Source organism: Amycolatopsis sp. NPDC033938, from assembly GCF_055575975.1.
In genome coordinates, this window is record NZ_JBVIRO010000001.1 from 119,064 (window position 1) to 131,318 (window position 12,255).

Annotated in this window: 11 protein-coding genes; 9 read left to right on the plus strand and 2 right to left on the minus strand. The window is 68.3% G+C overall.

Going from position 1 to position 12,255, the window contains the following annotated elements; genetic code table 11:
- Positions 1-19 precede the first annotated feature (19 nt).
- A complete protein-coding gene (locus ACZ5ZX_RS00625; RefSeq protein WP_465499986.1) occupies positions 20-955 on the minus strand; it encodes an LLM class F420-dependent oxidoreductase in 936 nt (311 codons plus the stop codon).
- A 123-nt stretch (positions 956-1,078) separates the two neighbouring features.
- Here ACZ5ZX_RS00625 and ACZ5ZX_RS00630 point away from each other — a divergent pair, with 123 nt between their 5' ends.
- Positions 1,079-1,576 carry an OsmC family protein gene (locus ACZ5ZX_RS00630; protein ID WP_465499987.1) on the plus strand — a complete coding sequence of 166 codons (498 nt, stop codon included), beginning with the start codon at positions 1,079-1,081 and terminating at the stop codon, positions 1,574-1,576.
- A gap of 70 nt (positions 1,577-1,646) precedes the next feature.
- Here the strand turns inward: ACZ5ZX_RS00630 and ACZ5ZX_RS00635 are convergent, their stop codons facing one another.
- The gene (locus tag ACZ5ZX_RS00635) at positions 1,647-2,933 is read right to left on the minus strand and encodes an adenylosuccinate synthase (RefSeq protein ID WP_061981861.1); all 1,287 of its coding nucleotides are present in this window, start codon (positions 2,931-2,933) and stop codon (positions 1,647-1,649) included.
- Between the two features lie 54 nt (positions 2,934-2,987).
- Between ACZ5ZX_RS00635 and ACZ5ZX_RS00640 the strand changes: the two genes are divergently transcribed.
- The 8 genes from ACZ5ZX_RS00640 to ACZ5ZX_RS00675 all read left to right on the plus strand — a co-directional run bounded on the left by ACZ5ZX_RS00640 (position 2,988) and on the right by ACZ5ZX_RS00675 (position 12,120).
- On the plus strand, positions 2,988-3,668 hold the full coding sequence (locus ACZ5ZX_RS00640) for a hypothetical protein (protein WP_465499988.1): 681 nt from the start codon (positions 2,988-2,990) through the stop codon (positions 3,666-3,668).
- Between the two features lie 294 nt (positions 3,669-3,962).
- Positions 3,963-4,601: a GmrSD restriction endonuclease domain-containing protein gene (locus ACZ5ZX_RS00645; protein WP_465499989.1), complete on the plus strand. Its 639-nt coding sequence runs from the start codon at positions 3,963-3,965 to the stop codon at positions 4,599-4,601.
- A gap of 419 nt (positions 4,602-5,020) precedes the next feature.
- Positions 5,021-6,628 carry an ABC transporter substrate-binding protein gene (locus ACZ5ZX_RS00650; RefSeq protein WP_465499990.1) on the plus strand — a complete coding sequence of 536 codons (1,608 nt, stop codon included), beginning with the start codon at positions 5,021-5,023 and terminating at the stop codon, positions 6,626-6,628.
- Positions 6,625-7,575 (plus strand): ABC transporter permease, encoded by a 951-nt coding sequence (locus tag ACZ5ZX_RS00655; protein WP_465499991.1) that lies wholly within the window; start codon positions 6,625-6,627, stop codon positions 7,573-7,575. The genes ACZ5ZX_RS00650 and ACZ5ZX_RS00655 overlap by 4 nt, the downstream gene beginning before the upstream one ends.
- Entirely contained in the window at positions 7,568-8,380 is an 813-nt protein-coding gene (locus ACZ5ZX_RS00660) for an ABC transporter permease (RefSeq protein ID WP_465499992.1), read from the plus strand. The genes ACZ5ZX_RS00655 and ACZ5ZX_RS00660 overlap by 8 nt, the downstream gene beginning before the upstream one ends.
- Positions 8,377-9,954, plus strand: coding sequence for a dipeptide ABC transporter ATP-binding protein (locus tag ACZ5ZX_RS00665; RefSeq protein WP_465499993.1), 1,578 nt, complete (start codon positions 8,377-8,379; stop codon positions 9,952-9,954). Before ACZ5ZX_RS00660 ends, ACZ5ZX_RS00665 begins: the two co-directional genes overlap by 4 nt.
- Positions 9,951-10,991: an LLM class flavin-dependent oxidoreductase gene (locus ACZ5ZX_RS00670; protein ID WP_465499994.1), complete on the plus strand. Its 1,041-nt coding sequence runs from the start codon at positions 9,951-9,953 to the stop codon at positions 10,989-10,991. The genes ACZ5ZX_RS00665 and ACZ5ZX_RS00670 overlap by 4 nt, the downstream gene beginning before the upstream one ends.
- 10 nt (positions 10,992-11,001) lie before the next feature.
- A complete protein-coding gene (locus tag ACZ5ZX_RS00675; protein ID WP_465499995.1) occupies positions 11,002-12,120 on the plus strand; it encodes a glycosyltransferase in 1,119 nt (372 codons plus the stop codon).
- Positions 12,121-12,255: the final 135 nt, after the last annotated feature.

Sequence of the window (12,255 nt, forward strand, 5' to 3'; positions counted from 1 at the left end):
ACTGGCCCCCTGGGATTCATCAGCCCTTGGCGAGGTCTCCGAGAACGCGCCAGGTGCGGAGCCGCTCCTCCGGGCCCCGGGTGCCCGCCTGGGTCGCGACGACCTCGGTCGCCCCGGCGTCGAAGTAGCGGCGGATCTCGGCGGCGACGGTCTCTTCGTCCCCCGCGATCACCAGCTCTCCCGCGGAATCCACGCCCTGTGCGTCGAAGACGGCGCGGTACGAGGGGATGTCGCGGAAGAACGCGTACTGCCGGTCGACGATGGCGCGGACGGCGTCGGGATCGTCGGTCACCACCACCGGCACCATCGCGATGATCCGCGGCGCCGGGCGGCCCGCGGCGGCCTTGGTGATCTCCGGGACGATCAGCCCGGAAAGCGCCTTCGGCCCGGCGAGGTACGGGATCGTGCCGTCGGCGAGTTCACCGGTGACGCGCAGCGCCTGCCGTCCCATCGCGGCGATGATCAGCGGGATGTCCGAGGATCCGGCGACCCGCACCGAAGCCCCGAAACCCTTGGCGTGCGCGCTGACCGTCTCGCCCTCGAAGTCGATTTCGCCGCCGTCGAGCACCTGTCGGAGGATCGTGAGGTACTCGCGAAGGTGCTTGATCGGCGACGGGTACTCGATGCCGTACGCCGGTTCGAGCCAGTTCTTCGCGCCGGTTCCGAGGCCGAGGACGAACCGTCCCCCCGTGGCGGCCTGCGCCGTCTGCGCGAGACCGGTGATCAGCAAGGGATGCCGCGGATAGATCGGGACGACGCCGGTCCCGACGGTGATTCCCGGGACGGCGCGGCCCGCGAGAGCCGCGACGGTGATCGCGTCGTGCTCCATCTGCTGGGAGAACCAGACTGACGTCAGGCCCGCGTCCGCGGCTTGACCGGTCTGCGTGACGAGTTCGTCGACGATGTTGACCGCGTTCGCGGTATCCCCGGACGGGAGAGCAACTCCAATGGTCATGTTCAACGCTAACCGGGCTGTCGAAAGGATATTTCGCCGTTCACCAGCTGAGATCACGCGCGCGGTTTCGCGGGGTGGCCCACTCTGGGCGGCGTCCGACACCCTCGATCCTGGAGTGACCCGATGTCGCTGACCGATGTCATCGAAGGAACCAAAACCGCCGTCGACGCCGACCCGCGCAACGCCGCCGTTTCGTTCAGCGTCGCCAACGCGTTGAAACCCGGAACCGCGACGCAGGTGGACGTCCGCGTGCGCGACCACTCGCTCACCGTCGACGAACCCGCCGCGCTGGGCGGCACCGACACCTCGGCCAACCCGGTCGAATACGCGCTCGCCGCGCTTGGTTCGTGCCAGGTGATCACGTACCAGTTCTGGGCGGCGAAGCTCGGGGTGCCGCTCGAAGGGGTCAAGGTGACCGTGGACGGCGACATCGACCTGCACGGGTTCTTCGGGTTCTCGGAGTCGACCCGGCCCGGCTTCGGCGATGTACGGGTCTCTGTCGAGCTGAGCGGCCCCGCGGGGGCGGAGGTCTACGAGGACCTGAAGCGTCAGGTGGACGAGCACTGCCCGGTGCTGGACCTGTTCCGGAACCCCACTCCGGTGAAGACTTCGCTCGCCTGAGACGCAATGAAAGGTCCTTTCCTTGCAAATTTTGCAAGGAAAGGACCTTTCATGGCACGCGTGAGGTGCGTCAGACGAACTGGTGTCGCACGATCGTCTGCTCCCGGCCCGGACCGACGCCGATCGCCGAGATCCGCGCGCCCGAAAGCTCTTCGAGGCGTTCGACGTAGGCCCGCGCGTTCGCGGGCAGCTCCTCGAAGGTGCGGCAGCCCGAGATGTCCTCGAACCAGCCCGGCAGCTCTTCGTAGATCGGCAGCGCGTGGTGCACGTCGGTCTGCGTCATCGGCATGTCGTAGGTACGGAAGCCGTCGACCTCGTAGCCGACGCACACCGGCACCTTCTCCAGCCCGGACAGCACGTCCAGCTTGGTGAGGAAGTAATCGGTGATGCCGTTGACCCGCACCGCGTAGCGCGCGATGACCGCGTCGAACCAGCCGGTGCGCCGCGAGCGGCCGGTGGTGACACCGAACTCGCCGCCCTGCTTGCGCAGGTACTCGCCGGACTCGTCGTCCAGCTCGGTCGGGAACGGGCCGGAGCCGACACGCGTGGTGTAGGCCTTGAGGATGCCCAGCACGGTGGTGATCTTGCCGGGGCCGATGCCCGAACCCGCGCTCGCGCCGCCGGACGTCGGGTTCGACGACGTCACAAACGGGTAGGTGCCGTGGTCGACGTCGAGCAGCGTGCCCTGCGAGCCTTCGAGCAGCACGGTCTCGCCGCGTTCGAGGGCCTGGTTGAGCTGCAGGCGCGTATCGGCGATGCGGTGCGCGAACTTCTCGCCGGCGGCCAGCACCTCGTCGGCGACCTGGTCGGCGTCGAGCGCCTTGCGGTTGTAGACCTTGACCAGCACCTGGTTCTTGAACTCCAGTGCCGATTCGACCTTCTGCCGGAAGATCTTCTCGTCGAGCAGGTCCTGGACGCGGACGCCGACGCGGGCGATCTTGTCCTGGTAGCAGGGGCCGATACCGCGGCCGGTGGTGCCGATCTTGCGGCTGCCGAGGTAACGCTCGGTGACCTTATCGATGGCGACGTGGTACGGCATGATCAAGTGCGCGTCGGCGGAGATGAGCAGCTTGCTGGTGTCGACGTCGCGCTCCTCCAGCCCGGCGAGCTCGTCGAGCAGCACGGCGGGGTCGATGACGACGCCGTTGCCGATGACGTTGGTGACGCCCGGGGTGAGGATCCCGGACGGGATGAGGTGAAGCGCGAAGTTCTGCCCGTCGGGAAGGACTACGGTGTGGCCCGCGTTGTTACCGCCTTGGTAACGCACGATCCACTGGACGCGGTCGCCGAGCAGGTCGGTGGCCTTGCCCTTGCCCTCGTCCCCCCATTGGGCCCCGATCAGCACGATGGCCGGCATGTGACACTCCAGGTGTTCGGCGACTTGTGGTTTGGCGCTGGTAAATGCCGGTGCATGAGCGTAACGGAGGGCCTTCGGGTGCGCGGAATAGTGGTGGTCTGTCCGGAGGGCGAGCCCACACTGCCGGAGATCGACGACGTCGAAATGGTGCGCGTCCCGAGCCGTCCCGGCAAGGCGGATATCGACCCCTTGCTGGGCGAACACGATCATCTCGTGGTCGCGGGGACCGACGCCGATCTCGCGGCGGTCGCGCTTCGACTGTTACGAAAGGAACAGCTCTCCGGCGTGTCGCTCGGCTTCGTGCCGTCGTCGCCGGACTCCGACGTCGCCCGTATCTGGAGCCTGCCGACGCAGCCACTGCGCGCCCTCGGGCTCGCGATGCGCGGCGAGGTCGACCCGGTACCGCTGATCCGGGACGACACCGGCGGCGTGCTCGTCGGCCGCGGCGTGGTCGGCATGGTGCGCGGGGTGGCCTACTGCGACGAGCACACCGTGCTGCGCGGCCCGGCACGTTCGATCGAGGTCGAGCCGGACGCGAGTGGGCCGGGGCTGATGGTCCGGGTGACCAAGGGGACGCTCTTCAAACGGCCCTCGACGCAGTACGCGCGGGCGTTCCAGCTCGGCTGCATCCCGACCCGGCCGAGCAGCGACGGCGTCGTCCACCCGCGCGCGATGAGCCGGTGGACCTGGTACCGGCACACCGAGGATCTCCGGCTGGTCCGCGGGCTGATGTAGCCCGTTCCCCCGATCGGCCCAGAACCTTCCGCTGGACTTTCCGAAACTCCTTCACGCGGCGTCCCGGCTCTCCCCGCTCTGGCCACCCGATGCCGCGCGAGGCCCCGACCTGCGCGTTTCGTCCTCTCAATGCGGTAGTTGCACGCGCAAGGACCGCGGTTGAAGGACGAAACGCAGCGTGTTGGTCACTCGACGTTCACAAATGTCCAGCAGGGTGTCACTCGACGGTGTTGCGTGGGCCATTTCCGTCCCTCAAGGTGACCAGGTCCCCAAACCTGACACGGAGGCAGCAATATGCCAACTGCGCTTGCTGTTCGTCGCTCCTTCACCGTTCTCGCCGTCTCGGCGATCGTCTCGGCGGGCGTCGTCGGCGTCGCCGAAGCGACCCCGCCGGGCATCCCGACCGCCGACACCGCCAAGACACAGCTCGCCGCGCTGACCGTCCAGCCGGACGGCTCGTCGACCGGGTACAGCCGCGACAAGTTCCCGCATTGGTCCGACCAGGGCAACAGCTGCAACACCCGCGAGGTCGTGCTCAAGCGGGATGGCACGAACGTGCAGCAGGACAGTAGTTGCGCCGCCGTCTCCGGCAGCTGGTTCAGCCCGTACGACGGGGCGACCTGGACTGCGGCGTCCGATGTGGACATCGACCACGTCGTGCCGCTCGCCGCCGCCTGGCGCACCGGGGCGTCGTCGTGGACCACCTCCCAGCGCCAGGCGTTCGCGAACGACCTCAGCGCGCCGCAGCTGATCGCCGTCACCGACAACGTCAACCAGGAGAAGGGCGACAAGTCGCCGGATGCCTGGAAACCGCCGACCGTCGGCTACTGGTGCACCTACGCGAAGATGTGGACCACGGTGAAGTACAAGTACAAGCTCACCATCAAGTCGGCCGAGAAGACCGCGCTGACGGACATGCTCAACCGCTGCTGAACCTGGTCGGTCCGTGAAGGCCTCCGGTGTCGGACATGTTCGCCCAGGTGAGGTGGCCTGACTCCAGTAAGTGCCGTCCGTCCGGGTGGGGAAGATTCCGGCCGTTGAGCGTCCGGAATCTTCCCCGCTCGGTCCCCGATCCTCCGTTGATCAAGGGGTGGGAATCGGACGCATCAACCCTCGCCGGATCCCTTGTGAACGGTTGGAGAGCCTCAGGAACCGCCTCTCAAGTTCCTGGCATTGACCTTGAGAGTAGGGAAGGAGGCCTTCACGGACTTTCGGGGCTGTCAAGCGGAAAGGTGGGACGTTTCGCGGACTGGGAGGCGAACTCAGTATGTGGGCGGGCCTCAAGGCCGTGATTAGCGTGAATCGGGTAGGCGCAAGCAAAAGCGCTCCCGTTCCCCGCTGGAGGCCACCCGGTGTCCCGTACCGCCGCCACAACCCTTTTCGCCTTGTCCGCCCTCGTTCTCACCGCCTGCTCCCCGGCCGGTGGGACGACGGGCGCCGACGCCGGTCCGCCCAAACCCGGCGGCACGCTGCGGCTGGGGATCTCGTCGAGCCCGGACTGCGTGGACCCGCAACAGGTCGGCACGAACGCCTCGCTCAACGTCGGCCGTCAGCTGGTCGATTCGCTGACCGATCAGGATCCGGCCACCGGCGAGATCAAGCCGTGGCTGGCCGAAAAATGGGAGAGCAACGCGGATTCGACCGCGTTCACCTTCCACCTGCGTGACGGCGCGACCTTCTCCGACGGCAGCCCTGTCGACGCCGCCGCGGTCAAGACGAGCTTGGACGGGGTCAAGGCGCTCGGCCCGAAATCCCAGCTCGGCTCCGGCTATCTGGCCGTCTACAAAGGAACGACGGTGGTCGATCCGAAGACGGTGAAGGTCGAGTTCTCCGTTCCCAGCGCGCAGTTCCTGCAGGCCAGCTCGACGATGTCGCTCGGCATCCTCGCGCCCGCCGCGTACAAGAAGACGGCCGAGCAGCGCTGCCAGGGTGACGGGCTGATCGGATCCGGTCCGTTCGTCTTCGAAAGCCTGAAGCAGAACCAGGAAATCGTCGTCACCAAACGCAAGGGTTACGCCTGGGGCTCGTCGCTGTTCAAGCACCAGGGTGAGGCCTACCTCGACAAGATCGCGTACCAGGTCGTGCCGGAGCCCGGCGTCCGCACCGGCAGCCTCGCCTCCGCGCAGCTCGACGCCATCACCGACGTCCAGCCGGTCGACGAACCGCAGTTCACCGGCAACGGCTTCACCGAACCCGTCCGCCCGAATCCCGGCATCGTGTTCAACCTGCACGCCAACGTCACCAAGGGTGTGCTCACCGACGAAAAGGTCCGCCAGGCGGTGGTCAAGGGCATCAACCGGGCCGAAGTCACGAACACCGTGCTGACGCCGAATTACAAGCCCGCCACGAGCATTCTCGGCTCCGCTACACCGTTCCACGCCGACCTTTCCACGCTGCTCGCCTACGACCCGGCCGGTGCGACGTCGTTGCTGGAGAGCGCGGGCTGGGTTCCCGGTCCCGACGGGATCCGCACGAAGAACGGTCAACGACTGACCGCGAAGGTGGTCTTCTCCCTGGTGTTCAACCAGAACAAGAGCGTGCTCGAACTCGTGCAGCAGCAGCTGCGCAAGATCGGTTTCGATCTCCGCATCGAACAGCACACCACCGCCGAAACCGTGCAGATCACGCAAAGCGGCGATTACGAGTACCTCTGGTACAACACCACGCGGGCTGATCCGGATATCCTGCGCAACCTGTTCTCCACCAAGGCGAACAACCGCAGCAAGCTCGCGCCGGGCAACCCGCTGGACGCGCCGCTCGACGCGCAGTCGTCCACTGTGGACCCAGCGAAACGTAAGCCCGCGGCCGAGCAGGCACAGCGCGCGATCATCGAAAGCGGCTACTCGGCCCCGGTCTTCGAGCTGACCCAGGTGCTGGCGCACGGGCCGAACGCGCACGGCATCGGCTTCGAAGCGTCGTCCCGGCTGCAGCTGTTCGACGCCTGGGTGTCCGGCTCGTGACCAGGTACCTGCTCCGTCGGATCCTGCAAGCGTTCTTCGTCCTGTGGGCCGCGTTCACCGTGTCCTTCGTGATCCTCTACCTCCTGCCGGGTGACGCGATCAGCGCGAAACTGGGCGGAGGTGAGGCCGGGATTTCGGTGACGCCGGAACAGCTCGCCGCGGCGAAGGCGGAATACGGCCTCGACGACGCCTTGCCGGTGCAGTACGGGAAACGGCTGGTCGCCGCGCTGCAGGGCGACTTCGGCCGCTCGATCGCCACCGGGGACGACGCCACGGACATGGTCGTCTCGGCGTTGCCACCGACGCTCGCGGTCACCGGATTCGCGCTGCTGCTCGCGATCCTGTTCGGCGGCGGCGTCGCCATCGCCGGGACCTACACCCGGCATCACTGGCTGAGCAACGTCCTGCTCGCGCTGCCACCACTGGGGATCTCGTTGCCGCCCTTCTGGGTCGGGCTGCTGCTCATCCAGTTCTTCTCCTTCCAGCTCAGGCTGGTGCCGGCGCTGGGGTCGAACGGTTTCGCGTCGCTGATCCTGCCCGCGATCACCCTCGCCATCCCGACCGGCGCGATCATCGGGCAGGTGCTGGCGAAGAGCCTCCGCACGCAACTCGCCGAGCCCTACACCGAGATCGCGCTGGCGAAAGGCGCCAGCCGGTGGAGAGTCCATTTCGGACACATACTGCGCAACGCGGCGGTGCCGACACTGACCATCGCCGGGGTGGTCGCGGGCAACCTGATCGCCGGTTCGGTGATCACCGAGACGGTGTTCTCCCGCGACGGCCTCGGGCGGGTGACGTCGTCGGCGGTCACCGCACAGGACATCCCGGTGGTGCAGGCGGTGATCGTGCTCGCGGCACTGGTGTTCGTCGTGATCAACCTGCTCGTCGACCTCGTGTATCCGCTGCTGGACCCGCGGATCGAACACCGGGAGAAGGCCGATGCCTGACGTCCTCGTGCGCACCCGCCGACCCGGCCTGGTGGTCGCGGTCGCGGTTCTCGCGTTCGCCTTGCTCGCCGCGCTCGTCCCGGGCCTCTTCACCGGTCAGGACCCGCTCGCCGGCGTCCCCGCCGAGAAGATGCAGGGCCCCTCGCTCACGCATCTGTTCGGCACCGACGAGACCGGACGCGACATCTTCGCGCGGGTGGTGCACGGCGCCGCGCTTTCGTTGCAGGCGACGGTGATCGCCGTCGTCGTGGCGCTGGCGGCCGGTTCCGCGCTGGGTCTGCTCGCCGGATTCCGGGGCGGCGCCCTCGATTCGGCGATCATGCGCGGGGTCGACGTCCTGCTGGCGATCCCGTCCATCCTGCTTTCGCTGGCGTTGGTCACCGCGCTCGGCTTCGGCACGACCAACGTCGCGATCGCCGTCGGCGTCGCCAACCTCGCGCAGTTCGCCCGGCTGATGCGCGCCGAAGTACTGCGCGTCCGCAGTGGCGTGTTCGTGGAGGCGGCGCGGGCGGGTGGTGTGCGCTGGACCGGTGTGCTCGGACGCCACGTGCTGCCCAACGCGCTCGGTCCGGTCCTCGCGCTGGCGACGCTCACCTTCGGTACCGCGGTGCTGGAGGTGTCCGCGCTGAGCTTCCTCGGCTACGGCGCCACCCCGCCGACGCCGGAGTGGGGCTCGCTCGTGGCGGGCGGCCGCGGCTTCCTCGCCACCGCCTGGTGGATGACGACCTTCCCCGGCTTGACCGTCGCGGCCGTGGTGCTGTCCGCGAACCGGCTGTCACGGGCGATCGAAGGAGACATGCGATGAGCGAACTGCTGACCATCCGCGACCTCGCGGTTTCCTACCAGAACGTGCCCGCGGTGGACGGTGTGGGGTTGTCCATCCACAAAGGACAGATTGTCGCGGTGGTCGGCGAGTCCGGTTCCGGCAAGAGCACGACGGCGCACGCGGCGATCGGCCTGCTCCCGCGCGGCGGCCGGATCGAACGCGGCGAGATCACCTTCGACGGCCGGGATCTCACCAAGCTGTCCGACCGCGCTTGGCGCTCCGTGCGCGGACGTGAGATCGCACTGGTGCCACAGGATCCGACGGTCTCGCTGAACCCGGTCCACCGGATCGGCGACCAGGTCGCCGAAGTCCTGCTGATCCACGGCCTGGCGGACCGGCGCGGTGCCGGCGCGGAGGCGGTGAAGCTCTTGCGCAAGGCGGGGATCAGCGACCCGGAGGCGCGGGCGCGGCAGTATCCGCACGAGCTGTCCGGCGGCCTTCGCCAGCGGGCACTGATCGCCGCGGCGCTCGCCGGGCGGCCGAAACTCATCATCGCCGACGAGCCGACCAGCGCACTCGACGTCACCGTGCAACGGCAGATCCTCGACCATCTCGAAGAACTCGCCGCGGAAGCCGGCACCGCGATCTTGCTGATCACGCACGACCTCGGCGTCGCCTCGGATCGGGCCTCGCGGATCGTCGTGCTGTCGCAGGGAAGCGTCGTCGAGGAGGGGACCACCGGCGAGATCCTGTCCACCCCGTCGGAGAAGTACACGCGCGACCTGCTCGCCGCCGCGCCCAGCCTTTCCGACACGCCGCTGCGGGAACCGAAGCCGCCGTCGTCCGACATCCTCGTCTCGGTCCGCGGTCTCGGAAAGACCTTCGGAGCCGTCCGTGCCGTCGACGGCGTCTCGTTCGACATCGCCCGCGGGCGAACCCTCGCGCTGGTCGGCGAATCCGGCTCGGGGAAGTCGACGACGGCGCGGATGCTCCTGCGCCTGGAGACCCCGACCGACGGCACCGTCGAGTTCGACGGCCGGGACATCACCACGCTGCGCGGCGAGGAACTGCGGCGGCTGCGACGCCGGTTCCAGCTGGTGTACCAGAACCCGTACGCCTCGCTGAACCCGAAGTTCAGCATCGAGGACGTCGTCTCCGAACCCCTGCGGGCTTTCGGTGTCGGCACGAAGGCAGAGCGACGGGCGCGAGCGGCGGAGCTCGTCGACCAGGTCGCGTTGCCGTCCTCGGTGCTGAAACGCAAACCCGCCGAGCTGTCCGGCGGGCAACGGCAGCGGGCGGCGATCGCGCGGGCGCTGGCCCTGCGCCCGGAGCTGATCGTCGCCGACGAACCCGTTTCCGCACTGGACGTTTCGGTACAGGCGCAGATCCTGCGGTTGTTCGTCGACCTGCAGGAAGAACTCGGGTTGGCCTATCTGTTCATCTCGCACGACCTCGCGGTGGTGCGCCAGGTCGCGGACACCGTCGGCGTACTGCGCGGTGGCGAACTCGTCGAACTCGGCCCGGCGCAAGAGGTCCTGTACCGGCCGAGCGCGGACTACACCCGGGAGCTGCTCGCCGCGATCCCCGGCCGGAAACCGTTGGAGGCACGGTGAAATTCGGGCTCTTCTCGCTCGTCGCGAACCATCCCGACCCGGTGACCGGGGTGACGCCGACGCAGCACGAACGGCTGCGCCGAGTAGTCGACGAAGCGGTGTTCGCCGAGGAACTGGGGTTCGACGCGTACGGCGTCGGTGAACGCCACGGCGAGCCGTTCCTCTCCTCGGCGCCGCCGGTGATCCTGGCCGCGATCGCCGAACGCACCGAACGCGTCCGGCTGCTGACCACGCTGACCGTGATCAGCGTGCTGGACCCGGTCCGGGTCGCCGAGGACTACGCGACCCTGGACCAGCTTTCCGGCGGACGGCTGGAACTGATGATCGGCAAGGGCAACGATCCCCGGCACTTCCCGCTGTTCGGCCTCGAAGAAGAACGGCAGTGGGAGTACCAGGCCGAGAAGTTCGCCTTGCTGCGCCGCCTCTTCCTGGAGGAAGGGGTGACCTGGGACGGCGAGTTCCGTACGCCGCTGACGGATGTCACGACGCAACCGCGTCCGTTCCACCCGCGGCCGAGGATCTGGCACGGAAGCGCGTCGAGCACCGAGTCGACCGAACTGGCGGCGAAGTTCGGTGACCCGCTGTTCACCGCGAACGGCTTCCACCCCAAGAAGAAGTACGCCGATCTGATCGACCACTACCGGCGGCGATGGGCCGACCACGGCCACGACCCGGCGGACGCGCTCGTCGGCTCGGGAGCGGGTGGACTGTATGTCGCCAAGACGTCACAGGCGGCGTTGGACGGTTACCGGCCGTACTTCGAAGCGCTGATGAAGACGCCGGCGTACCGGCACAACAAGTCGGAGTTCACCACGTTGGAGGACAAGATCGCCAACGGTTCCGCGCTGGTCGGGAGCCCGGAACAGGTGATCGACAAGATCGGGGACTACCACGCGTCCTTCGGGCACGAGGTGCAGGCGGTCTCGGTCGACGGGCTGACGTCGGACGAGGCGCGTGACGTCCTGGAACTCTTCGCCTCGGAAGTCATCCCGATCGTGCGCGAAGAACTGCCCTCGCGGGTCTGGGAAAACCAGTAGGTTCGGTCACGTGCGCATCCTCTTCTCGTGCCGCCCGGCCTATGGCCACCTGTACCCGCTGATGCCGCTCGCGATCGCCGCCAGGGACGCGGGACACGAGGTGCTCTTCGGTACCGGTGAAGCCTTCGTGGACAAAGTCCGCGCGCTCGGTTTCGACACCTACAAGGTCGGCGAATCGATCCAAACCGCCAGCGACGAGGCGACCCGGAGACACGGCGAGGACAATCCGATCGAGGTCGTCCTCGCCATGTTCGGCGAGATCCTGCCGCAGGCCACGATCGCCGACCTGACCCCGCTGCTCGCGCGGCTGCGGCCGGATCTGGTCGTCTACGAGATGAGCGACATCGGCGCGGCCACCGCCGCCCGCCGGGCCGGGATCCCGGTGCTGTCCCACGTCATCGGCCGCTCGATGCCCGCCGAACTGATGGCGATCGCCGCCGAGCGGCTCGCGCCGCTGTGGGACGGCACGACCCCCGCGAACCTGATGCTGGGCGACGCCGGGATCGACCTGTGGCCGGACAGCCTCCGCGACCCGGAACTGGCGGGCATCCCCACGCTCTTCCGGCTGCGGCCGGTGCCCTGGAACGAACCCGGCACCCTCCCGTCGTGGCTCGACGGCCGCGACCGGCCGCTGGTGTACCTGACGCTGGGCACGGTCGCCTTCGGTGCCATGGACGTGCTGCGCGCGGCCATCGACGGCCTTTCCCGGCTGCCCGTGGACGTCCTGGTCGCGCGCGGCCCGGGTGATCCGGCCGCCTTGGGCGAGGTGCCCGCGAACGTCCACGTCACGGGGTTCGTGCCGCAGGCCGAAGTCCTGCCGCGGGCGGATCTCGTGGTGCATCACGGCGGCACCGGGACCGTACTCGGGTCGCTGTCGGCCGGGGTGCCGCAACTGGTGCTGCCGCAGGGCGCGGACCAGTTCGTCAACGCCGAATCGCTGGAGGCTGCGAACGCCGGGCGAGCGCTGGTCGGCGACCAGATCACCGCGGACGCCGTCGAGGAGCGGGCCAAGACGCTCCTCGACGACCGGCGGGTACGTGAGGTCGCGGCCAAGCTGCGGCACGAGATCGCCGCCATGCCTTCGCCCGCCGAGGTTGTGCGGAGGCTGGAGGAGTTCGCCGCGCGCTAGTGAGGCCGCACTGGTACGGATCGGTGCAGGTGGTCGTGAGTGGCCAATTGGGGTGTAAACCACAATTCCACGAACCACCCGCCCCAGGCGGCGAGGCGCACGCTAAACCCGGCGACCGGGTCGTTAAGCCGGCAC

Coding starts and splice junctions, on each gene's coding strand:
- ACZ5ZX_RS00625 (WP_465499986.1), bottom strand. CDS start 955: ATGACCATTGGAGTTGCTCTCCCGTCCGGGGATACCGCGAACGCGGTC.
- ACZ5ZX_RS00630 (WP_465499987.1), top strand. CDS start 1,079: ATGTCGCTGACCGATGTCATCGAAGGAACCAAAACCGCCGTCGACGCC.
- ACZ5ZX_RS00635 (WP_061981861.1), bottom strand. CDS start 2,933: ATGCCGGCCATCGTGCTGATCGGGGCCCAATGGGGGGACGAGGGCAAG.
- ACZ5ZX_RS00640 (WP_465499988.1), top strand. CDS start 2,988: ATGAGCGTAACGGAGGGCCTTCGGGTGCGCGGAATAGTGGTGGTCTGT.
- ACZ5ZX_RS00645 (WP_465499989.1), top strand. CDS start 3,963: ATGCCAACTGCGCTTGCTGTTCGTCGCTCCTTCACCGTTCTCGCCGTC.
- ACZ5ZX_RS00660 (WP_465499992.1), top strand. CDS start 7,568: ATGCCTGACGTCCTCGTGCGCACCCGCCGACCCGGCCTGGTGGTCGCG.
- ACZ5ZX_RS00665 (WP_465499993.1), top strand. CDS start 8,377: ATGAGCGAACTGCTGACCATCCGCGACCTCGCGGTTTCCTACCAGAAC.